The organism is Erwinia sp. QL-Z3, from assembly GCF_004551645.1.
Classification (GTDB): Bacteria; Pseudomonadota; Gammaproteobacteria; order Enterobacterales; family Enterobacteriaceae; genus Erwinia; species Erwinia billingiae.
The window spans coordinates 1,539,319-1,560,111 of record NZ_CP037950.1; the positions used below are offsets into that span (position 1 = coordinate 1,539,319).

A 20,793-nucleotide genomic window follows, 5' to 3' on the forward strand; every position below is an offset into this window, starting at 1 on the left:
TCCCGTTACGCCTTGCGGTTCAGCCATGCCATATATTCAGCGACGCCTTCAGCGACGGTTTTGAACGGCTTATCATAGCCCGCTGCCAGCAGGTTGGTTTGATCCGCCTGGGTGTAGGCCTGGTAGCGTCCCTTCAGTTTTTCCGGGAAAGGAATGTATTCGATTTCCCCTTTCTGATGGAAATTCAGCGCCGCATCGGCCACTTCCTGGAACGACTCGGCACGACCGGTACCGCAGTTGAAGATGCCGGAAACGTTATTTTCCCAGAACCACAGGTTCACCGACGCCACATCTTCCACGTAGATAAAATCACGCTTAAAGGTGTCGCTGCCTTCAAACAGCTTGGGATTTTCGCCGTTGTTTAACTGGGTGTTCAGGTGGAAAGCCACGCTGGCCATGCTGCCTTTATGGCCTTCACGCGGACCATACACATTGAAGTAGCGGAAACCACAGACCTGCGAACCCGCTTCCGGCAGGATCTGACGGACATAGTGATCGAACAGCATTTTGGAATAGCCGTAAACGTTCAGCGGCTCTTCATACTGGCGCTCTTCGATAAAGTTATCGTTGCGGCCGCCGTAAGTGGCTGCGGAAGAGGCATACAGGAACGGGATTTCGTGCTCGAGGCAGTAGTGCAGCAGCTCTTTGGAATACTGATAGTTGTTGTCCATCATGTACTTGCCGTCCCACTCGGTGGTGGATGAGCAGGCGCCTTCATGGAAGATCGCTTCAACATCGCCGAAATCTTCATCGGCCAGAATGCTGATCAGAAAGTCTTCTTTATCCATGTAATCGGCAATATTCAAATCCACCAGATTGACGAATTTGGTGCCGTCTTTCAGGTTGTCGACCACCAGGATATCGGTATGGCCTTTGTCATTCAGCGCTTTAATAATGTTGCTACCGATAAGTCCTGCGCCGCCGGTGACGATAATCATGAGCATTAACCTTTAAACAGGGGGGTGAAACGGGAGGTTTCACACGCTAATGCCTCTTATCATAACATCTGATGCGGCGTCAGACAGCCAGATGACTCCGTAACGGAATGTAATTGTTGGAAGCTGGCGTTAATTATGCTGCGAAAATCACACTACACGATCTGTATCCTCGTCCCATCCCTTGCCCTTCAGTAAGATATTCCGCTACTAAGCCTGTTTCGGAGTATGAAAATGTCATCGCCATTTTATCAGCAACTTACGCAACAATTACGGGAAGTCGAGGCGGAAGGGCTGTTTAAGTCCGAACGCCTGATTACCTCCGCGCAACAGGCCAATATCGAACTGGAAGGCGGCGGGAAAGTCGTTAACTTCTGCGCAAATAATTACCTGGGTTTGGCTAATCATCCCGCCCTGATCGCCGCGGCGAAGGAAGGCATGGACAGCCACGGATTTGGCATGGCGTCGGTACGCTTTATTTGCGGCACGCAGGACAGCCATAAACAGCTGGAAAATCAGCTGGCGGAATTTTTGGGCATGGAAGATGCCATTCTCTATTCCTCCTGCTTTGATGCTAACGGCGGTTTGTTCGAAACGCTGCTTGGGCCGGAAGATGCGATTATTTCTGACGCGTTGAATCACGCGTCGATTATTGATGGCGTACGGTTATGCAAAGCTAAACGTTACCGTTACGCCAACAACGATATGACGGAACTGGAAGCGCGGCTGGAAGAAGCCAAAGCGGCCGGCGCGCGCCATATCATGATCGCCACCGACGGCGTTTTCTCCATGGATGGCGTGATCGCCAACCTTAAGGGCATCTGTGATGCGGCGGATCGCTTTGGCGCGCTGGTGATGGTCGATGATTCTCACGCCGTCGGCTTTGTGGGCGCAGGCGGTCGGGGCACGCACGAATACTGCGAGGTGATGGGCCGGGTCGATATCATCACCGGTACGCTGGGCAAAGCGCTGGGTGGCGCTTCGGGTGGCTACACGGCGGCTAAAAAAGAGGTGATCGAATGGCTTCGCCAGCGATCCCGTCCTTATCTGTTCTCGAATTCGCTGGCGCCGGCCATTGTTGCCGCCTCAATACGTGTGCTGGATATGCTGACCGAAGGAGATGGTTTACGTCAGCGTCTGTGGGACAACGCAAAATTTTTCCGTGCCGAAATGACCAAAGCCGGGTTTACCCTGGCCGGCGCCGATCACGCCATTATTCCGGTGATGCTGGGCGAAGCGAAAGTGGCGCAGGAATTTGCCCGGCTGTTGCAGCAGGAAGGCATCTACGTTACCGGCTTCTTCTATCCCGTGGTGCCGAAAGGGCAGGCAAGGATCCGCACGCAAATCTCGGCGGGACACAGCCATGAGCAGCTAGTCCATGCGGGGGATGCTTTCAGCCGGATTGGCAAAAAGCTTGGCGTGATTAAGGAGGCGTGATGAAAGCATTAGCGAAGCTGCGCGCGGAAGAAGGGATCTGGATGGTTCACGATGCGCCTGTCCCCGAGCCGGGTCACAATGACCTGCTGATCAAAATTCGTAAAACCGCCATTTGCGGCACGGATGTGCATATCTATAACTGGGATGAATGGTCACAGAAAACCATTCCCGTGCCGATGATCACCGGGCATGAATATGTTGGTGAAGTGGTCGGGATCGGTCAGGAAGTGAAGGGCTTCTCGCTGGGCGATCGGGTTTCCGGGGAAGGGCATATTACCTGTGGCCACTGCCGAAACTGCCGGGCGGGGAAAACCCATCTTTGCCGCAATACGGTCGGCGTTGGCGTTAACCGGCAGGGCTGTTTTGCGGAATACCTGGTGATCCCCGCGTTTAATGCCTTTCGTATTCCTGACAACATTTCTGATGAGCTGGCGGCGATTTTCGATCCCTTTGGTAATGCGGTGCATACGGCGCTGTCATTTGATTTGGTCGGCGAAGATGTGCTGATTTCAGGTGCCGGCCCGATTGGCATTATGGCGGCAGCAATCTGCCGTCATGTCGGCGCCAGGCATGTGGTGATCACCGACGTGAACGACTATCGCCTCGATTTGGCCCGTAAGATGGGGGTGACCCGCGCGGTGAACGTCAGCCAGCAAAAGCTGGAGGACGTGATGCAGGAACTGGGCATGACCGAAGGATTTGACGTAGGACTGGAGATGTCTGGCGCACCGGCAGCGTTCAGAACGCTGTTAAGCGTGATGAACAACGGTGGGCGCATTGCGTTACTCGGCATTCCCCCTTCAGAGATGTCGATTGACTGGAATCTGGTGATTTTCAAGGGACTGTTTATCAAAGGGATTTATGGCCGGGAAATGTTCGAGACCTGGTACAAAATGGCGGCATTAATCCAGTCCGGGCTGGATATCACGCCGATCATTACCCATCACTTTGGGATTGATGATTTTCAGGCGGGGTTTGATCAAATGCGCTCGGGCCTTTCAGGCAAGGTGATTCTGGACTGGTAATCAATCTGTTGGGTCGGCAATGGGCCGACCCAATTTACAATGTTACTTGAGCTTTTCGGCATCCGTCAGATAGCGCACCTTACGGGTGTAATCCTGACCTTTAAAGGTCAATGGCGTATCGGATGACTGCAAATACTTTTGCCATTCCGAAAGCGGGAAGCCGCCATGCGCACCAACCACCTCTTTCGGGATCGCTGCCGTGCTGCCACCAATCTTCTTCGAGACCGGCCAGTTCATCCAGTCACCCAGGTTTACCGTCTTCAGATCCAGCATATCCAACAATGCAGCCAGTGGGAGCTGATCGGTGGGTGGCTGCGAATCATCCATTAATTCCCAGGTATCCTGGAAAAGCGTTAACCACAGTGGGCAAATGCGTTTCCACGTCTGCCGTGTCGCGGCAAGAAAAGCGCCATTCACATGGTCAACAATATAAGGTCTGACGCTATTGCGGTAATAAGCCGGTCGGTTTTGCTCAGGCGCATTGGCCAGTTTGGCGATCATCTTGCCCTGGCGGAAGCTGGAATAGATATGCCCGTCATGCATGTTGATATCGGGCATTTTCAGCAGATTGAGATCGGAATCGATCATCAAAATGCCGTCGGTTTTTGCCTGCAAAGGCGCCTGAAGCTTAATCAAACGACTGCGGTAAATTTGTTTATAGCGGTAGTTCTCTTCCCGCAACGGCACGTCCAGCGTCACCACCCGGGTTTTCGCCGGCAGCTCGCCAAACTGTGCGGCAGGCTGATCGGAGACGATGACAATCTCTTCTGCATCAGGCGCAAAACGCGATGCAAATAACGCGCTTAAGGTCGCCTCTTCGACAAAGTCAGCGCCCGTACAGGGAATGACAATGGAAGTGACCGGTGTTGCGCCTTGCACCTCTTTCTGCTGATAAGAGAGGTTATGGCGCGAACGAATGTGGCGGAACTGAGGGTTCAGGAATTCAAACATGCGAAGAGTTTCCATGTGACGCATTTTTCAAAATAGATTCCACGCCTGCGACGTAATGCTCAATAGCATAGTGCGCTTTCACGTTGGCGTTGGCCTGTTGCAATAATGTCGTGCGTTTTTCCGCATCAAGATACAGCGTCTTCATCTGCTCAAACAGGGTATCGGTATCGCCGTAATCGAACAACAAGCCCGTTTTATCCGGCGAGATAAGTTCGGCGGTGCCGGTGACTTTCGAGCCAATCACCGCGGTATTGAGCAACATGGCCTCCAGCACCACGCGCGGCAACCCTTCACTTTTGGACGCCAGAATAAACACGTCCAGCGCGGCCAGATATTCCAGGGCATTGGGGCGGAAACCGGTAAAAATCACCCGATCCGCAATACCGGCCTGAGCCGCCTGACGTTTTAACGCCGCTTCTTCCGGGCCTTCGCCGAGGATCACCATCCGCCAGTCGGCCTGGGGGAAGGATGCGGCAAACTTTTCCAGCGCCTGCAGAATATGGTGATTGGATTTGCGGGGGATTAACGATCCGATGCTGCCAAACACAAAGGTGCGGTTATCCAGCGCCAGCAGCTGTTGCCGCATCGCATCGCGGGAGGGCAGCGGTTGCCAGATGTCGATAGCATTGAATACGGTGAAGCATTTTTCAGCCACGACGCCATGGGCGATCAGCACTTCGCGGACGCCGTTTGATACAGCGATGATTGCATCCGCGCGCTGATTCACCATCCCGACCAATTCACGGTTCAGGACCGGTTCAATGCGGCAATGCTGCACCAGGGTAATCGGTAAACCTTCGGCCGCAAGATAGCCTTCAGCGTTCGATCCCGGCTGATTATTCATATAGAGCAAATCAATATTCTGGCGGGAAAGCGCCTCGGCGATACGTTTCGCATTGGGCTTGATGCGCCAAAGCATATCCCCCCAACGGGTCGTTTTCAGCCGTAAGGAACGGTTGAAAAATACCAGCGATCGCAGCAGTTCTTTGCAGACTTTCGCCCAGCGAGGTTGCTTGCGTTGCGGAATAAACATCACCGGGATGCCGAGCGCTTCCAGCACGTCAGCAATGGTGTCACCTTTACCACGGCGGTAATTATGGTAGAAGCAGCAGCGGATATCGAACTGACTGCGGTCGATACGCTTCAACAGCTCAAGCATGCTGTTGGTGCCGCCACCCCATTCATTTCCGGTATCCAGCAACAGAATTTTTTTACGCTGATCTTCCATGTGTCCGCGACTCTCTGGGCCTGCGTCCCTTCAGTCAGGGACGCTGCAGAAAAATTAAGGTTGGGTCCCGATATCGAGCTTCAACCCGCTAAAGTGCGTATCGATATAACGCATGCCCGCGCTGTTGCCAATACTTTCAGCCACCACGCTCAGTGCACGGGTTGCCGGAACCGGTGCAATCTTCACCGGACAGCTTTTCACGCCGTGGAACGGATTACGCGGTTTTTCAGCCGGTGGCAACGGCTGGCGGCCGGGGGATTGGGGCTCATTCAGCAACTGGCTTGGACGAACCAGCGTCACGTCTGCCGGAAGCGTTGGCAGCATTTCCTGCAATACCCTGACGGTGGTGGGATGCGGATGGCCGATGGCAATGGCTGAGCCATCGCGCTGGGCCAGGCGCACCGCACGCGTGAACTGCTTGCGGATATCCGCTTCGTTCTGCGTATCGTCGAGGAACACGCGGCGCTTCAGCACGTTGACGCTGGTTCCGGCGGCGGCGCGCGTTGACTGGCTGTTACCGATGGTCATGCTGTCGAGGAAGTAGAAATTATAGTGATCCAGTACCTGCATCACCTTCTGCATCCCAGGCAGACTGGAGGTCATCGCGCTGCCCATATGGTTATTCAGGCCGACCGCAAAAGGCACATCGGCCACCGCTTCACGAATAATACGCGCGATCTCCGCACTGGACATGTCCGGGCGCAGGGTGTCTTTTTCCAGCGGTTGTTTGCTCAGGGGCGCCATCGGCAGATGGATCAGCACTTCGTGACCCAGCTGGTGGGCTTTGGTCGCCATTTCACGGGCGTGGGTAGCGTTAGGCAGAACCGCGACAGAGATGTTCTTCGGCATCTGCAAAACCTGATTCTCTTCCTTCGGACGATAACCAAAATCATCAATGACGATAGAGAGTTTTCCGGCGTGTGCCGTACAGGCCATTAACAGGCCTGCCAGCACGCCACTCATTTTGCGGAGGTGTGACAAAAGTTATTTTCCTAACCACGGAAGTGGAGTGACGGCCTGTCCCTGGCGTCGGATTTCGAAATAGAGTGAAGGCGTGCCCCGGCCGCCACTGGTCCCGACCAGTGCGATTGGCTGTCCTGCCTTAACCTGAGTTCCCACGCTCACCAGCGCACTTTGGTTGTAGCCGTAAAGGCTCATATCCCCTTTGCCGTGTTCTACCACCACCACCAGACCGTAGCCCTGTAGCCAGTCGGCCATCAGAACGCGGCCATCGGCAATGGCTTTCACTTCGGTGCCTTCAGGTGCGTCAATCACCAGGCCTTTCCAGCGTAGCTCACCCTGCAGCTGTTCGCCGAAGCGATGTTCAATCGTGCCGCGCGCCGGCCATACGGCCTGACCAGAAGGACGGCCTAATCCGCCGGTGCGCGCCATTAATGAACGCTCACCTTCGGTCGGTTTGTAAGTGGTGCCTTTGCTCTTCGCCTGAGCCTGACGCTGACGGACTTTTTCCGCCTCGCGCGCTTCTTTCTCTGCCCGGGCTTTGGCTTCCCGTTCAGCTTTGGCAATTTTGTCGCGCAGGCGGCTTTCGTTTTCCCGCATATCGACCAACTGCGCCTGATCTTTTTCGAGAGACGACTCCAGCGTGGTCAGCGTTTTCTTACGGGCAACGCGCGCACCTTCCAGCTTCTGCTGTTGCGACTGCTGCTGGTCGAGTAAGGATTTCTGCTGCGCCTGTTTATCCACCAAAGACGCTTTCTGCGCAGAGAGGTCGCTGCGGGTCTTTTTCAGGTCATCAATTGATTTTTGGCGGGCATCGTTAAGATAGCCAAAGTAGGAAAGGATGCGCTCGCTGCGCTGGCTCTCTTCGCCGCTGAGGATCAGCTGGACGCCGCTGTGTTGTCCCTGACGGAAAGCCGCATCGAGCTGCTCGGCAAGCAGCTTTTCCTGACTGGCTTGCTGCGCCTCCAGCTTGCTGATCGAGGCGGTCAGCGAAGAAATGTCCTTATTCAGCCCGGTGAGGGTGATTTGGGTTTCACGCAGTTGGCGGCTGGCCTGAGCAATGATCTTTTCCTGGCTGGTCAGCTGCGCCAACAGCTTGCCGCGTTGCTGCTTTTGCTGCAAAACGCTCTTCTCTTTCGCTGCAATATCCTGCTGCAGGCTGGAGAGCTGCGACTTGTTATCGTCGGCCGCGTGGCTGGCAAAAGACGACAGCAAAAGACCGGCGCAAAGTACGCTGGCAGACAGGCTGAACACATGAGATCGCAACAGAACGCCTGTGGCAGATCCGTTACCCTGTGCTCGTAAAGATGAAACTGGCGCTTTTTCCCTCATAGGACCAGATTATTCCACGATGAACAGCAGCTTACCAGCCATCTGTCCCGGCTTTTGCATTTCCACCAGTGACAGCGTTGCCTGAAACCGGTCGCTGGGCAGGCGATCCTGCGGGTAAGTGTCAGGCAGATTTGCACAACAAATAACCGCTCAGGATTGCAGCGAACTCGCACTGACACGGGCATTTACACTTAAGGCAATTTTTTTTGGGAATCTGCCTCAGAAAACGCAACTCTGACGGCTTCATGACTGTACATGACAATACTGGCAGGTATACTCAGAAGCCTTGTTTTAGCTTATTAACCCTTTCGGGAGTTGTTACCCCTCATGCAAGATATTATGCAGTTCGCAGGCAGCCACACCATTCTTAGTCTGGCGTGGGTTGTCCTGTTGGTTTTGGTGATCGTGACTACCGTTAAGGGTATGTTCTCCAAGATAAAAACGATTAGCCGCGGTGAAGCAACCCGTTTAATTAATAAAGAAGAAGCCGTGGTGGTCGACGTGCGTGGGCGTGATGACTACCGTAAGGGCCATATCTCCAATGCCATCAACGTGCTGGCCGCTGACATCAAAAAAGGCAGCTTTGGCGAATTAGAGAAGCACAAAGCGCAACCGATTATCGTGGTGTGTGCCAACGGCACATCCGCTGCAGAACCCGCTGCTCAGCTGAACGCGGCCGGTTTTGAAAACGTCTCCATACTGAAAGATGGCGTCTCCGGTTGGAGTGGTGAAAACCTGCCGCTGGTACGTGGAAAGTAAGACTGATGTAGTGATGCGCAGCACTTTGTTGGCTGTGAAGACCAGTTCGCGCTAGATGGCTTTTCTGGCCTCGACCCGCTACTTAAATAAGACGGGCGAGTGGCGAAATAACGGATTATTAACCAATAGGATTACGTAACATGTCAGAGCAAAACAACACCGAGATGGCTTTCCAGATCCAGCGTATTTACACCAAGGATATCTCTTTTGAAGCGCCTAACGCGCCTCAGGTTTTCCAGAAAGAGTGGGAACCAGAAGTGAAACTGGATTTGGATACGGCTTCCAGCCAGCTGGCAGAAGACGTGTATGAAGTCGTACTGCGTGTGACCGTAACGGCAACCGTGGGCGAAGATACTGCGTTCCTGTGTGAAGTTCAGCAGGCAGGTATTTTCTCTATCTCCGGTATCGACGGTAACCAGATGGCGCATTGCCTCGGTGCATACTCGCCGAACATCCTGTTCCCTTATGCTCGCGAATGCATCACCAGCCTGGTTTCACGCGGTACCTTCCCGCAGCTTAACCTGGCGCCAGTGAACTTTGACGCGCTGTTCATGAACTATCTTCAGCAGTCAAACGAAGGCGCCGCTCCTCAACAGGATGCATAATGCCTCACGCTAACGCTTCAATGAGCGTCCTCGGTGCCGGATCTTACGGCACCGCTTTAGCCATCACGCTGGCTCGTAACGGGCACAACGTGGTGCTGTGGGGACACAACCCACACCATCAGGCTCAGCTTCAGGCTGACCGCTGTAATGCGGCTTTCCTGCCCGATGTTCCTTTCCCTGATTCGTTGAGCCTTGAAACCGATTTGGCCAGTGCGATTGCTGCCAGTCGCGACCTGCTGGTGGTGGTTCCCAGCCATGTGTTCGGCGATGTTTTACAGCAAATCAAACCGCATCTGCGCGCTGACTCCCGCATTGTCTGGGCCACGAAAGGCCTGGAAAAAGAGACCGGACGTCTGCTGCAGGATGTCGCGCGTGAGATCCTCGGTCCGGATATTCCGCTGGCAGTGATCTCGGGCCCGACCTTTGCCAAAGAACTGGCGGCGGGTCTGCCGACGGCGATTGCCCTGGCGGCAACGGACAGCGAATTTGCTGATGACCTGCAGACGCTGCTGCATTGCGGTAAAAGCTTCCGTGTGTATAACAATCCAGACTTTGTTGGCGTCCAGCTCGGCGGCGCGGTGAAAAACGTGATCGCTATTGGCGCGGGCATCTCCGATGGAATTGGCTTTGGTGCCAATGCACGTACCGCATTAATTACCCGTGGCCTCGCTGAAATGACCCGTCTGGGCACCGCTCTCGGTGCCGATCCCACCACCTTTATGGGCATGGCGGGATTAGGCGACCTGGTGCTGACCTGTACCGATAATCAGTCACGCAATCGGCGCTTTGGCATGATGCTGGGGCAGGGAATTGACGTGGAAGCGGCGCAAACGACCATAGGTCAGGTAGTAGAAGGTTTCCGAAATACTAAAGAGGTTAAGGCTCTGGCTGCGCGCTGCGGCGTGGAGATGCCAATAACCGAGCAAATTTATCAGGTCCTGTATTGCGAAAAAAATGCGCGAGAGGCAGCATTGAGCTTACTTGGGCGCACAAGGAAAGACGAAAACAGCGCCAGTTGAGAAAGGGATGCAAACTGATATAGCGCGCAGGCAGTCGCCGGGCGCTATTTTTTGATGTGGAGAGAGCAATGCCGTGTGTAGAACCTGAACTGGTCTGGGATTATATCAAAGCGGAAGCGCGGGCCCTGGCTGACTGCGAACCGATGCTGGCCAGTTTTTACCACGCAACGCTGCTGAAGCACGAAGATCTGGGCAGTGCGCTGAGCTATATGCTCGCCAACAAGCTGGCCAATCCGATCATGCCTGCCATCGCCATCCGTGAAATCGTGCAGGAAGCCTATAATCAGGACCCGTCGATGATCCAGTCGGCAGCCTGTGATATCCAGGCCGTCCGTCAGCGTGACCCGGCAATCGATAAATACTCCACGCCCTTGCTGTACCTGAAAGGCTTCCATGCCTTACAGGCCTATCGTATTGGTCACTGGCTGTGGAATGAAGGACGACGCGCGCTGGCGGTGTATCTGCAGAACGAAGTGTCGGCCTCGTTTGCGGTGGATATTCATCCGGCGGCAAAAATTGGTCGCGGCATCATGCTCGATCACGCCACCGGCATTGTCATTGGCGAAACGGCGGTGGTTGAAGACGATGTCTCGATCCTGCAATCCGTTACGCTGGGCGGTACCGGCAAAACCAGCGGCGATCGCCATCCGAAAATTCGCGAAGGGGTGATGATCGGGGCCGGCGCTAAAATCCTCGGCAATATCGAAGTGGGACGCGGGGCGAAAATTGGTGCCGGTTCGGTAGTGCTGCAACCGGTTCCGCCACACACCACCGCAGCTGGCGTTCCTGCCCGCATCGTTGGCAAGCCGAGCAGCGACAAGCCTTCGATGGAAATGGATCAGCACTTCAATGGCACCGTGCCGGGCTTCGAATTCGGCGACGGGATCTGACGTTTACGCCTTCACCACTGCGCCAGCGTAATCCAGCTGGCGCCACGCCTCGTATACCACCACTGAGACGGCATTAGACAAATTCATGCTGCGGCTGTCCGGCTGCATCGGGATTCGGATCTTCTGCTGTGCCGGTAGCGCATTGAGAATGTCGGCTGGCAATCCCCGCGTTTCCGGTCCAAACAACAGGTAATCACCCGGCTGATAACTCACCGCGCTGTGCGCGGGCGTGCCTTTTGTGGTGAGCGCAAACAGCCGCTGTGGCGCTTCTGCAGACAGAAACGCGGCATAGTCAGCGTGATGTTTGATGGCGGTGAACTCATGGTAATCGAGCCCGGCACGGCGCAGGCGCTTATCATCCCAGGCAAAGCCCAGCGGCTCAATCAGGTGCAGTTGAAAGCCGGTATTGGCGCAAAGACGGATGATATTCCCGGTATTGGGTGGGATTTCAGGTTCAAATAAAACGATATTCAGCATCGACAACGGCCCTCATTAGCGAGGGCCGAAGCATAGCAAACAATCAGGCTTTGCTGGAATAGAGCGGCAACCAGATTGTCAGACGCAGACCGCCCAGCGGGCTGTCATCCGCTTTGACCCAACCCCGGTGTTGCTGGATGGCGGTATCGACAATCGCCAGACCCAGCCCGGTTCCACCGGATTCACGGTCGCGCGCTTCATCAGTGCGGTAGAACGGCCGGAAAATCTGCTCACGATCTTCCGCGCTGACGCCTGGACCATCCTCATCGACGTGGATGGTAATGCCCTGTTTATCCACCGAAAAACTGACGGCGATTTTGGAGTAGGAGTAGCGCAGCGCATTGCGGACGATATTCTCCAGCGCGCTGTCCAGCGCACTCGGGTTACCGTACAGCGGCCATGGGCCAGGCGGATAGGGCACGTCCAGCGTTTTGCCCATCTGCTCGGCTTCAAACTTGGCATCATCCAGCACGCCGGACCACAGCTGGTTGGCTTTCATCGCTTCACTGACCAGCGCATTTTTATGCTGAGTGCGGGAGAGCACCAGCAGGTCGTTGATCATGCCATCGAGCCGCTGTGCTTCCATCTCGATACGCTGCAACTCTTTGCCTTCGCCCTGACGGCGGCGCATCAGCGCGGTGGCCAGCTGCAGGCGAGTCAGAGGCGTACGCAGTTCATGTGAGATATCCGACAGCAGACGTTGCTGACCGGTCATCATTCTTTCCAGGGCGCTGACCATCTGGTTGAAGCTGGCACCGGCCGCCAGGAACTCCTGCGGGCCGGATTCCAGTTCGGGACGCTGACGCAAGTTACCGGCCGCCACATCATCGGCAGCATGCTTGAGCTTACGGGCAGGTTTAGCGAGGCTCCAGGCCAGCCAAAGCAGCAATGGCGAGCTGATCAGCATGGTGACAATCAGCAGCAGCAGAGGACGGTCAAACAACAGATTGATAAAGTCCAGCTGTGAGCTGCCCGCCGGGCGGATCAGGTAAAGCTGGTAGTTATCTTCTCCGTCGCGAACCGAGAAGGGGCCAACCATCTCAACGCGGCCGTATTTCTTTTTCTGCGGATGATCGGAGTTATCAGACTGGCCGATAAAATTACGGATCACCTGCATTTCGTTATGCTGTGCGCCGATCACGCGACCCTCACTGGTGACCAGTAAAAGCCGTTGACCAGGCGGAGCCCATTTGTCGATTGCGCGAAACAGTCTGCGCCACCACATCAGGTCGTTGGGCGGATCCTGCATCAACTCCGCTTCAACGTGTTGTTCAATCATGGTGCCCTGACGCTGCTCGTTATCCAGCAGCGGCGTCATCTGACGGGTATCCAGCTTTGGCACCATTAAAACCAGCATCAACACCAGTGCCAGGGTCAGCCAGAAAATAGCGAAGATGCGGGTGGTCAGGCTTGAAATCATGTAGCGGAAACCATCAGATAGCCGCGGCCACGCAGGGTTTTAAACCAGGGATGACCATCTTTGCGGTCCGGCAGTTTCCGGCGCAGGTTAGAGATATGCATATCGATCGCGCGATCGAACGGCGTCAGGCGTTTTCCAAGCACTTCCTGGCTCAGATGTTCGCGGGAGACCACCTGTCCAAGGTGCTGGGCAAGCAGATACAGAAGCGTGAACTCTGTCCCGGTCAAATCCAGCGTCAGGCTGTCGAAGCTGGCTTCCTGGCGGCCTGGATTCAGGCGCAGGTGATCGACTTCCAGCGTCGGTGAGCTGTTATCGTGTTGCTGTTGCTGCTCGCTCCAGTTTGAACGGCGTAAAATAGCGCGTATACGCGCCACCAGTTCGCGATCGTTAAATGGCTTAGGCAAGTAGTCATCTGCACCCAGTTCGAGGCCCAGAACGCGATCCAGCTCGCTTCCGCGCGCCGTCAGCATAATGACCGGCGTCTGGTGCTGTTGACGCAATTCTTTCAGGGTGTCGATACCGTTTTTCTTCGGCATCATGACGTCGAGCAGTAAGAGATCTATCGTGTTATCAATCAGGGTGAGTGCCTGCTCGCCGTCGCCAGCAACCAGAACGTCAAACCCTTCCATTTCAAGTAATTCTTTCAGCAGCGAAGTCAATTCGCGGTCATCGTCAACCAACAGGATTTTATTCATTTTTATTGCCCTCCGCAGGCAAAATACCGTGAACGAATGCTGTCATTCCATGACTTTACGTAGTTTTACACCGGCTGACGCATGTTTGCAGCGGGCGCCGTAGACTGGCTCTCGTTGAATCGAAAATGGAAACCAACCTGGGAGTAAACGATGCGCAAAGTTACCGCCGTCGTTGTGGTTCCGGCGCTGATAATCAGTTTCTCCGCCGCCTGTTCTGCAGCAGTGACGACGACTGACGAGATGCATCAAGACAACGCGGCGACACGCAGTATGACGCAAATTCCGCAGAGTCACATGTTTGATGGCATCAATCTCACCGAACAGCAGCGTCAACAGATGCGAGATTTGATGCAACAGGCGCGTCATGAACGTTCTTCCATAAGTATTAACGATTTAGAACAACTGCACGAGAAGATTATTGCAGATAAATTTGATGAAGCGGCCTACAAAGCTCAGCTGGATAAGATTGCACAGGCGGAAGTCTCGCGGCAGGTAGAAATGGCCCGGATACGCAACCAGATGTACCACCTGTTAACACCAGCCCAGCAGGACGTTTTAAACGAGAAACATCAGCAGCGCATGAGTGAAATGCGCAAGCTAACGAACATGCAGCAGGCGTCATCGCTGCAGGCAGTGAGTAGTACCGGCAGTAACCAGTAACATAGTATCCCTGTTTTTCCTTGCCATAGACACCATCCCTGTCTTCCCCGCCATGATGGCGGGGCTTTTTTTTGCCTGAAATCCAGTATACTTACGCACTCAACTTAAGGGAGTGTGGCATGGATCAACACTACGCACGTCTGGTGAATCGCGCCGCACTGGCCGCCACGATGCTGGCTTCGGTGCTGCTGCTGGTGAAGATTTTTGCCTGGTGGTACACCGGCTCCGTCAGCCTGCTGGCCGCCCTGGTCGACTCCCTCGTCGATATCGCCGCCTCACTGACCAATCTGTTTGTGGTCCGCTACTCCCTTCAGCCTGCTGACCGCGAGCATACCTTTGGTCACGGCAAGGCAGAATCGCTGGCCGCGCTGGCCCAAAGCATGTTTATCTCCGGTTCTGCACTGTTCCTGTTCCTCACCGGTCTCCAACACCTGGCGACGCCCAATGAAATGCGCGGACCGTTAATCGGTATCGTCGTCACCTTGATCGCCCTGTTTTCCACTCTGGTGTTGGTCACTTTCCAGCGTTGGGTGGTCAAGCGCACCCGCAGCGTGGCTATCCGCGCCGATATGCTGCATTACCAGTCTGATGTGATCATGAACGGGGCCATTCTGTTGGCGTTGGGGCTAAGCTGGTACGGCTTTAAGCGTGCGGATGCGCTGTTTGCGCTGGGGATTGGCGTGTGGATTTTAACCAGCGCATTGCGCATGGGCTACGATGCCGTTCAGGCGCTGCTGGATCGGGCGTTGCCGGATGAGGACCGGCAGACGATCATTGATATCGCCACAAACTGGCCGGGCGTTCAGGGCGCACATGATATCCGTACCCGTCAGTCGGGCCCAACCCGTTTTATTCAGCTGCATCTGGAAATGGACGATAATTTGCCCCTTTATCAGGCGCACAAAATGGCAGAAGACGTTGAAAAGGCATTGTTAAGCCGCTTTCCGGGGTCGGATGTGATCATTCATCAGGATCCCTGCTCGGTGGTACCGGCTGAACGGGCGCGGGGACTTGATCTATAATTCCTCGGGAAATAAATGGGTTAGCGCAATGATTGTGAAAAACGTGACGCGGCGCAAAAAAAATAGCTGAATCATGACTGACCTGAATCAATTCAGCTGCCTGGCTTTGATATACTATTGCCATCATTAGTGGGTAAGCTCGCCTATGCGCCGACCTTCCAGGGCGCTCAGAATTCTAATTTTGCATCAACAAGTTCAGAGGTTGTCATGATTAAAAAAATCGGTGTACTGACAAGTGGTGGCGATGCGCCAGGAATGAACGCAGCCATCCGGGGCGTGGTACGTGCCGCCCTGAGCGAAGGCCTGGAAGTGTGTGGCGTTTACGATGGCTATCTGGGCCTGTATGAAGATCGCATGGCCAATCTGGACCGTTACAGCGTATCTGACATGATTAACCGTGGTGGCACCTTCCTGGGCTCCGCGCGTTTCCCGGAGTTCCGTGAAGAGTCAGTGCGCACCGTTTGCATCGAGAACATGAAAAAGCGCGGGATTGATGCGCTGGTGGTCATCGGTGGTGATGGTTCTTACATGGGCGCCAAGCGTCTTACTGAGATGGGTTTCCCGTGCATCGGCTTGCCGGGCACCATTGATAATGACGTGGCCGGAACGGATTACACCATCGGTTACTTCACTGCGCTGGAAACCGTCGTTGAAGCGATTGACCGTCTGCGTGACACGTCTTCTTCTCACCAGCGTATTTCCATCGTTGAAGTGATGGGCCGTTACTGTGGCGATCTGACGCTGGCTGCGGCCATCGCCGGTGGCTGTGAATTTATCGTATTGCCTGAAATCCCTTACACCCGTGAAGAGCTGGTAGAAGAGATCAAAGCGGGCATCGCCAAAGGTAAAAAGCACGCTATCGTGGCCATTACCGAGCACATCTGCGATATCGATGAGCTAGCCAAATACATTGAAGCTGAAACCAAGCGTGAGACCCGTTCAACGGTGCTGGGCCATATCCAGCGCGGCGGTGCGCCGGTCGCTTACGACCGCATCCTGGCGTCCCGCATGGGCGCCTACTCGATTGAGCTGCTGTTGCAGGGCTACGGCGGCCGTTGTGTTGGTATTCAGAATGAGAAGATGGTGCACCACGACATCATCGATGCGATTGAAAACATGAAGCGTCCCTTCAAAGGTGACTGGCTGGATACTGCCAAGAAGCTTTATTAAGCAAAATCAAGGCGCTGAAACCCAGCGCCTTTTTACTGCCTTGCTATATTCCATTAGGTTATTAAAGCTTGTTTTTAATTCTTTAAATCGTGGATAGGTTTGTGTCAGGCTCTCCTACAGCGAAAACCTTTGGGAGAGAGAGTAATGAATAAGTGGAGTGTGGGATTTACCCTGTTACTGGCTTCAACCAGCGTGCTGGCGAAAGATATTCAGCTGCTGAATGTTTCTTACGATCCAACGCGTGAGCTGTACGAACAGTACAACAAGGCCTTCAGCGCGCATTACAAGCAGGAAACAGGTGACAATGTTGTCGTCCGTCAATCCCATGGTGGCTCCGGTAAGCAAGCGACGTCCGTCATCAATGGCATTCGTGCCGATGTGGTTACGCTGGCGTTAGAATCTGATGTGGATGCCATTGCTGAACGCGGTCGTATCGACAAAAACTGGATTAAACGTCTGCCAGACAACTCTGCTCCTTACACCTCGACCATCGTCTTCCTGGTCCGCAAAGGCAATCCAAAGCAAATCCACGACTGGGGTGATTTGATCAAACCTGGCGTGTCGGTGATCAGTCCGAATCCAAAAACCTCCGGCGGCGCACGCTGGAACTATCTGGCGGCATGGGGTTGGGCACTGGATCAGAACCATGGCGATCAGGCGAAAGCGCAGGCTTACGTCAAAGCCCTGTATAAGAACGTTGAGGTTCAGGATTCCGGCGCGCGTGCCGCGACCAATACCTTCGTAGAACGTGGCTTAGGCGATGTGCTGATCGCGTGGGAAAACGAAGCCTATCTGGCGGTGAACAAGCTGGGTAAAGACAAGTTTGAGATCGTGACGCCAAGTGAATCAATCCTGGCGGAACCGACCGTATCCGTGGTGGATAAAGTGGTCGACGAGCGTGACAGCCGTAAAGTGGCCGATGACTACCTGAAGTATCTCTACTCGCCAGTGGGTCAAACCATCGCGGCAGAGAACTACTATCGCCCGCGCGATCCTGAGGTCGCGAAGAAGTTTGCCAGCACCTTTGCGCCGGTGAAACTGTTTACCATTGATAATAAGTTTGGCGGCTGGACTCAGGCCCAGAAAACACACTTTGCCGATGGTGGCACTTACGACCAGATTATGAAACCCGATTAATTGTTACCCAGGCGGTGAATACCTTCACCGCCTGATTTGCCTTATCCACGGTCTTTACTGCTTATTTACGCCTTCCTTACCCTTTCCGAACCCTTCCGAATACTGCCTTAAGTCGATTTATCCCCGCCCAGAAAAATGGTCACCGCGATTGATTATTTGACATGATCTTTATCCGTAATTCGTTTACATTACGAGCAGATTATGAGCAGAGGTTTCAATGATGCAGGGGCGAAAGCGGGTCCTGATTGTAGTGGGTATTGCAGGGGTAATTTTGACGGCGGGCTGTGCCTCGATAGCGTTGAATTATAAAAACAATTCGGATGCGTTATGGAAAATTGTCAGTCAAAAATGTGTGCCTAACCAAAATCAAAATAACGATCCCACACCCTGTCGTCAGGTCGACTTGCGCAATGGTTATGTGGTCCTGAAAGATCGCGTTGGTCCTCTGCAGTTTTTATTAATGCCGGTGGAAAAGATTACCGGTATTGAAAGTCCGGCCTTACTCAATCCTGCTACGCCTAATTTCTTTGCGGAAGCCTGGCGCTCGCGTCATTTTATGGAAGAAAAGCGCGGTGCGCCCATCGATGACAGTGCCTATGCGTTAAGCATTAATTCAGAGCGGGGAAGAACGCAGAATCAGCTGCATATTCATATCTCCTGCCTGCGCCCGGATATTCGCCAACAGCTGGACAGCCTCAGCCCTAAACTGACCAGCCTATGGCAATCCGAGCAGTTGGCTGGGCATACCTATCAGGTGCGGGCGGTTACCCGCGACGAGATCAAAAAGATGAGTCCGTTTCTGCGTCTCGCCAGAGAGATACCCGGCGCGCGGGAAGAGATGTACAAATACGGCATTGCCGTTGCGGCGCTGCCAGATGGCCGTCGCGTGATGATGGTGATCAAACGTAATCTGTTGCTGATGAACCGGGGTTCTGCTGAAGAGTTGCAGGACCACAGTTGCAGCATCCTCAAGTCTTAAGGGCAACCCACGCTGCCCTTAAATCCCTGCCTCAGGCTTTTTTAGCCGCTGGCTCGATGGGTTGATCGTCCTTGTACTTCGCCGTGGCAATCCACGCGGCGCAGAACAGGGTCAGACGGGCAAAGAAGTAGAAAAAGGCCATCAGTCCCAGCACCGACCCAAAAGCTGCGCCGGAAGGCGAAGACGCCAGCTTAGGCAGGGTCAGCGTCATAATGAATTTAATCACTTCAAAGCCAATCGCCGCCAGCAAGGTCCCACGGAATAACGCTTTTTTACGCGGCTTATGCCGTGGCAGGATCCAGAAACTCCACAGGAACAACAGATAGTTCGCCAGAATGGAAATCGACAACGCAATCAGCGTCATCGCCGGTTTCAGCCAGTCGATTCCCTCCAGTCCTAATGCCCGCACAATCATATCCTGCGCCGCGCCGGCAATAGATGTCAGTGACAGCGTGATAATCAGCGCCAGCACCAGTCCGGTCAGCGAAATAAAGTCGCGGGAATAGCGCCGCCAGATTTTCTCTTTGTCCTGCTCGTTTCTTTCCCAGACATCGCGCGACTGGGCGCGGATCGCCTCGCGCAGATTGCCCATCCAGCTAATCCCGGAATAGAGCGCAATGAACAAGCCGGTCAGCCCGACGGTAGTACGCTGTTGAATCGCCGTATTAACGGTGTTTTTCAGCGTCGAGGCCAGCGTGGGATCGCTGATATTGTCGACGATCTTATTGATCAACTGCGTCAGCAGGTCCTGGTTAGACGCCAACACAAAACCGACGGCGGCAAAGGAGACCATCAGGATCGGGATCAGCGAGAGAAATGAGAAATAGGTAATCGCCGCGCCAAACTGGCTACCCAGTCGATCGTTAAAGCGTTCACCCGCGCGCAGGAAATGCGCCACGGCGGGAATGGCCTGGAACCAACTCGCCAGCTTTGAAACCCGGGTAATGGATTTATCAACGGTGTGATTGCCTGTCTTGATATTGATCAGCGGTTTGTCTTCTTGCTGGTTTTCAGCGGATTGGTTTTCCTTCATGTCACCTTCTTCATGTCCTTCAAATGAATGTACCTGCCTGAAATTATAGCCCCGCACTCAGGTAACGTATTTTTTCATCGTCTGAGTGATCCATTCCATAAAAACGTGCACCCGACGGGCGAGGTTACGGCGGTGGGGATAAATCAGCGAGATGGGCATCGGTTCAGCCCGAAAATGCGGCAGAACTTCCACCAGGGTTTTGTTGGCCAGTGACGCTTTCATTCCGGCGAGAGGCGCCTGAATGATGCCAAGTCCGGACAGACAGGCCGACTGGTAGGTTACCGTATTGTTGACGGTGACCGCGCCGCCGGTCTGGATAAAGCGGGTTGTTTTGCCGTCCCAGTACTCAAATCCTTGCGGATGGACGCCCAGCTGCTGGCTGTAATGCACCATCGCATGTTGTCCCAGATCGTCGAGGGTCTGTGGGGTGCCAAACCGTTCCAGGTAGTCAGGGCTGGCGCAATTTATCTGCGTCATTTTCCCTAACGGACGCGCGATCAGCCCGGAGTCGCCCAGGGTGCCGCCACGGATCACGCAGTCAAAGCCTTCCCGAATCACATCGACACGGCGGTCACTGCTGCTCAGCTCCAGCTCGATCCCCGGGTATTGCTGCAAGAATTGCGGCAGCAGCGGCAGGATGAAATTACTGGCAAGGCTGACCGACATAGCCACCCGCAGCCGGCCGCTGAGCGTGGTGGGATCGTGCTGAAACAGGGAATCCATCTCTTCCAGCGTGGCCAGCACATCACGGCAGCGCTCGTAATACACCAGTCCATCCTGGGTCAGCTGCACGCGGCGGGTGGTACGGTGCAGCAGTCGCGTTCCCATGCTGTTTTCCAGCGCCTGTAACTGACGCGACAGGCTGCCTTTCGGTAAACCCAGGCTGTCTGCCGCGCGGGTAAAGCTCTGCAACTCCGCGACTCTGACAAACACCTGCATTGCGTGAATTTTATCCATTTTTGCGCCTGTTGTTGTCCGGAATGAAACAGTGAAGCGTCATTCAGGACATTTATAGATCAGAACGGAGGTAATATCCTGTTTTTTGTCCACAGAAACAGA

General features: G+C 54.4%; 21 protein-coding genes. 11 read left to right on the plus strand and 10 right to left on the minus strand.

Annotated features, from left to right (window positions below; all coding sequences use genetic code 11):
• Positions 1-5: 5 nt before the first annotated feature.
• Entirely contained in the window at positions 6-938 is a 933-nt protein-coding gene (gene rfaD, locus E2F51_RS07720; RefSeq protein ID WP_013200116.1) for an ADP-glyceromanno-heptose 6-epimerase, read from the minus strand.
• A gap of 231 nt (positions 939-1,169) precedes the next feature.
• On the opposite strand from rfaD, the gene E2F51_RS07725 reads away from it, so the two are divergent.
• Positions 1,170-2,372 carry a glycine C-acetyltransferase gene (locus tag E2F51_RS07725; protein WP_134823150.1) on the plus strand — a complete coding sequence of 401 codons (1,203 nt, stop codon included), beginning with the start codon at positions 1,170-1,172 and terminating at the stop codon, positions 2,370-2,372.
• Positions 2,372-3,397, plus strand: coding sequence for an L-threonine 3-dehydrogenase (gene tdh / locus E2F51_RS07730; protein ID WP_053145285.1), 1,026 nt, complete (start codon positions 2,372-2,374; stop codon positions 3,395-3,397). The genes E2F51_RS07725 and tdh overlap by 1 nt, the downstream gene beginning before the upstream one ends.
• Positions 3,398-3,439: 42 nt before the next feature.
• Here tdh and E2F51_RS07735 read toward each other — a convergent pair whose 3' ends face one another.
• From E2F51_RS07735 to envC, 4 genes are read right to left on the minus strand one after another with little or no spacing between them, the layout of a single operon-like run.
• Complete coding sequence (locus tag E2F51_RS07735; protein ID WP_134823151.1) at positions 3,440-4,348, minus strand: hypothetical protein; 909 nt, start codon at positions 4,346-4,348, stop codon at positions 3,440-3,442.
• Positions 4,341-5,576, minus strand: a complete 1,236-nt coding sequence (locus tag E2F51_RS07740; RefSeq protein ID WP_134823152.1) for a glycosyltransferase — start codon at positions 5,574-5,576, stop codon at positions 4,341-4,343. Before E2F51_RS07740 ends, E2F51_RS07735 begins: the two co-directional genes overlap by 8 nt.
• A gap of 54 nt (positions 5,577-5,630) precedes the next feature.
• A complete protein-coding gene (locus tag E2F51_RS07745; RefSeq protein WP_245174181.1) occupies positions 5,631-6,557 on the minus strand; it encodes a divergent polysaccharide deacetylase family protein in 927 nt (308 codons plus the stop codon).
• A 3-nt stretch (positions 6,558-6,560) separates the two neighbouring features.
• Complete coding sequence (gene envC, locus E2F51_RS07750) at positions 6,561-7,868, minus strand: murein hydrolase activator EnvC (RefSeq protein ID WP_134823153.1); 1,308 nt, start codon at positions 7,866-7,868, stop codon at positions 6,561-6,563.
• A 327-nt stretch (positions 7,869-8,195) separates the two neighbouring features.
• Here envC and E2F51_RS07755 point away from each other — a divergent pair, with 327 nt between their 5' ends.
• The 4 genes from E2F51_RS07755 to cysE all read left to right on the plus strand — a co-directional run bounded on the left by E2F51_RS07755 (position 8,196) and on the right by cysE (position 11,141).
• On the plus strand, positions 8,196-8,627 hold the full coding sequence (locus E2F51_RS07755) for a rhodanese-like domain-containing protein (protein WP_013200123.1): 432 nt from the start codon (positions 8,196-8,198) through the stop codon (positions 8,625-8,627).
• 140 nt (positions 8,628-8,767) lie between these two features.
• The gene (gene secB, locus E2F51_RS07760; RefSeq protein WP_013200124.1) at positions 8,768-9,232 is read left to right on the plus strand and encodes a protein-export chaperone SecB; all 465 of its coding nucleotides are present in this window, start codon (positions 8,768-8,770) and stop codon (positions 9,230-9,232) included.
• Positions 9,232-10,251, plus strand: a complete 1,020-nt coding sequence (gpsA, locus tag E2F51_RS07765; protein ID WP_013200125.1) for an NAD(P)H-dependent glycerol-3-phosphate dehydrogenase — start codon at positions 9,232-9,234, stop codon at positions 10,249-10,251. The genes secB and gpsA overlap by 1 nt, the downstream gene beginning before the upstream one ends.
• Before the next feature lie 68 nt (positions 10,252-10,319).
• On the plus strand, positions 10,320-11,141 hold the full coding sequence (gene cysE, locus E2F51_RS07770; RefSeq protein WP_134823154.1) for a serine O-acetyltransferase: 822 nt from the start codon (positions 10,320-10,322) through the stop codon (positions 11,139-11,141).
• Between the two features lie 3 nt (positions 11,142-11,144).
• On the opposite strand, the gene trmL is transcribed toward cysE, so the two are convergent.
• From trmL to cpxR, 3 genes are read right to left on the minus strand one after another with little or no spacing between them, the layout of a single operon-like run.
• Positions 11,145-11,618 (minus strand): tRNA (uridine(34)/cytosine(34)/5-carboxymethylaminomethyluridine(34)-2'-O)-methyltransferase TrmL, encoded by a 474-nt coding sequence (gene trmL, locus E2F51_RS07775; RefSeq protein ID WP_013200127.1) that lies wholly within the window; start codon positions 11,616-11,618, stop codon positions 11,145-11,147.
• 43 nt (positions 11,619-11,661) lie between these two features.
• The gene (gene cpxA / locus E2F51_RS07780) at positions 11,662-13,038 is read right to left on the minus strand and encodes an envelope stress sensor histidine kinase CpxA (RefSeq protein WP_134823155.1); all 1,377 of its coding nucleotides are present in this window, start codon (positions 13,036-13,038) and stop codon (positions 11,662-11,664) included.
• Complete coding sequence (gene cpxR, locus E2F51_RS07785) at positions 13,035-13,733, minus strand: envelope stress response regulator transcription factor CpxR (protein ID WP_013200129.1); 699 nt, start codon at positions 13,731-13,733, stop codon at positions 13,035-13,037. The genes cpxA and cpxR overlap by 4 nt, the downstream gene beginning before the upstream one ends.
• Positions 13,734-13,883: 150 nt before the next feature.
• On the opposite strand from cpxR, the gene cpxP reads away from it, so the two are divergent.
• The 5 genes from cpxP to E2F51_RS07810 all read left to right on the plus strand — a co-directional run bounded on the left by cpxP (position 13,884) and on the right by E2F51_RS07810 (position 18,701).
• Positions 13,884-14,393, plus strand: coding sequence for a cell-envelope stress modulator CpxP (gene cpxP, locus E2F51_RS07790; RefSeq protein ID WP_013200130.1), 510 nt, complete (start codon positions 13,884-13,886; stop codon positions 14,391-14,393).
• Positions 14,394-14,512: 119 nt separating this feature from the next.
• Positions 14,513-15,415, plus strand: coding sequence for a CDF family cation-efflux transporter FieF (gene fieF, locus E2F51_RS07795; protein ID WP_134823156.1), 903 nt, complete (start codon positions 14,513-14,515; stop codon positions 15,413-15,415).
• A gap of 207 nt (positions 15,416-15,622) precedes the next feature.
• Positions 15,623-16,585: a 6-phosphofructokinase gene (gene pfkA / locus E2F51_RS07800; RefSeq protein ID WP_013200169.1), complete on the plus strand. Its 963-nt coding sequence runs from the start codon at positions 15,623-15,625 to the stop codon at positions 16,583-16,585.
• A 144-nt stretch (positions 16,586-16,729) separates the two neighbouring features.
• The gene (locus E2F51_RS07805) at positions 16,730-17,722 is read left to right on the plus strand and encodes a sulfate ABC transporter substrate-binding protein (RefSeq protein WP_106382037.1); all 993 of its coding nucleotides are present in this window, start codon (positions 16,730-16,732) and stop codon (positions 17,720-17,722) included.
• Between the two features lie 220 nt (positions 17,723-17,942).
• Positions 17,943-18,701: a CDP-diacylglycerol diphosphatase gene (locus tag E2F51_RS07810; protein WP_013200171.1), complete on the plus strand. Its 759-nt coding sequence runs from the start codon at positions 17,943-17,945 to the stop codon at positions 18,699-18,701.
• A 31-nt stretch (positions 18,702-18,732) separates the two neighbouring features.
• Here E2F51_RS07810 and yhjD read toward each other — a convergent pair whose 3' ends face one another.
• Positions 18,733-19,734 carry an inner membrane protein YhjD gene (gene yhjD, locus E2F51_RS07815; RefSeq protein ID WP_134823157.1) on the minus strand — a complete coding sequence of 334 codons (1,002 nt, stop codon included), beginning with the start codon at positions 19,732-19,734 and terminating at the stop codon, positions 18,733-18,735.
• Between the two features lie 57 nt (positions 19,735-19,791).
• A complete protein-coding gene (locus E2F51_RS07820; protein WP_134823158.1) occupies positions 19,792-20,691 on the minus strand; it encodes a LysR family transcriptional regulator in 900 nt (299 codons plus the stop codon).
• Between the last annotated feature and the right edge of the window lie 102 nt (positions 20,692-20,793).

Excerpts from the sequence above, each read along its gene's own strand:
- rfaD (WP_013200116.1), bottom strand. The coding sequence starts at position 938 with ATGATTATCGTCACCGGCGGCGCAGGACTTATCGGTAGCAACATTATT.
- E2F51_RS07725 (WP_134823150.1), top strand. The coding sequence starts at position 1,170 with ATGTCATCGCCATTTTATCAGCAACTTACGCAACAATTACGGGAAGTC.
- tdh (WP_053145285.1), top strand. The coding sequence starts at position 2,372 with ATGAAAGCATTAGCGAAGCTGCGCGCGGAAGAAGGGATCTGGATGGTT.
- E2F51_RS07735 (WP_134823151.1), bottom strand. The coding sequence starts at position 4,348 with ATGTTTGAATTCCTGAACCCTCAGTTCCGCCACATTCGTTCGCGCCAT.
- E2F51_RS07740 (WP_134823152.1), bottom strand. The coding sequence starts at position 5,576 with ATGGAAGATCAGCGTAAAAAAATTCTGTTGCTGGATACCGGAAATGAA.
- envC (WP_134823153.1), bottom strand. The coding sequence starts at position 7,868 with ATGAGGGAAAAAGCGCCAGTTTCATCTTTACGAGCACAGGGTAACGGA.
- E2F51_RS07755 (WP_013200123.1), top strand. The coding sequence starts at position 8,196 with ATGCAAGATATTATGCAGTTCGCAGGCAGCCACACCATTCTTAGTCTG.
- secB (WP_013200124.1), top strand. The coding sequence starts at position 8,768 with ATGTCAGAGCAAAACAACACCGAGATGGCTTTCCAGATCCAGCGTATT.
- gpsA (WP_013200125.1), top strand. The coding sequence starts at position 9,232 with ATGCCTCACGCTAACGCTTCAATGAGCGTCCTCGGTGCCGGATCTTAC.
- cysE (WP_134823154.1), top strand. The coding sequence starts at position 10,320 with ATGCCGTGTGTAGAACCTGAACTGGTCTGGGATTATATCAAAGCGGAA.
- trmL (WP_013200127.1), bottom strand. The coding sequence starts at position 11,618 with ATGCTGAATATCGTTTTATTTGAACCTGAAATCCCACCCAATACCGGG.
- cpxA (WP_134823155.1), bottom strand. The coding sequence starts at position 13,038 with ATGATTTCAAGCCTGACCACCCGCATCTTCGCTATTTTCTGGCTGACC.
- cpxR (WP_013200129.1), bottom strand. The coding sequence starts at position 13,733 with ATGAATAAAATCCTGTTGGTTGACGATGACCGCGAATTGACTTCGCTG.
- cpxP (WP_013200130.1), top strand. The coding sequence starts at position 13,884 with ATGCGCAAAGTTACCGCCGTCGTTGTGGTTCCGGCGCTGATAATCAGT.
- fieF (WP_134823156.1), top strand. The coding sequence starts at position 14,513 with ATGGATCAACACTACGCACGTCTGGTGAATCGCGCCGCACTGGCCGCC.
- pfkA (WP_013200169.1), top strand. The coding sequence starts at position 15,623 with ATGATTAAAAAAATCGGTGTACTGACAAGTGGTGGCGATGCGCCAGGA.
- E2F51_RS07805 (WP_106382037.1), top strand. The coding sequence starts at position 16,730 with ATGAATAAGTGGAGTGTGGGATTTACCCTGTTACTGGCTTCAACCAGC.
- E2F51_RS07810 (WP_013200171.1), top strand. The coding sequence starts at position 17,943 with ATGCAGGGGCGAAAGCGGGTCCTGATTGTAGTGGGTATTGCAGGGGTA.
- yhjD (WP_134823157.1), bottom strand. The coding sequence starts at position 19,734 with ATGAAGGAAAACCAATCCGCTGAAAACCAGCAAGAAGACAAACCGCTG.
- E2F51_RS07820 (WP_134823158.1), bottom strand. The coding sequence starts at position 20,691 with ATGGATAAAATTCACGCAATGCAGGTGTTTGTCAGAGTCGCGGAGTTG.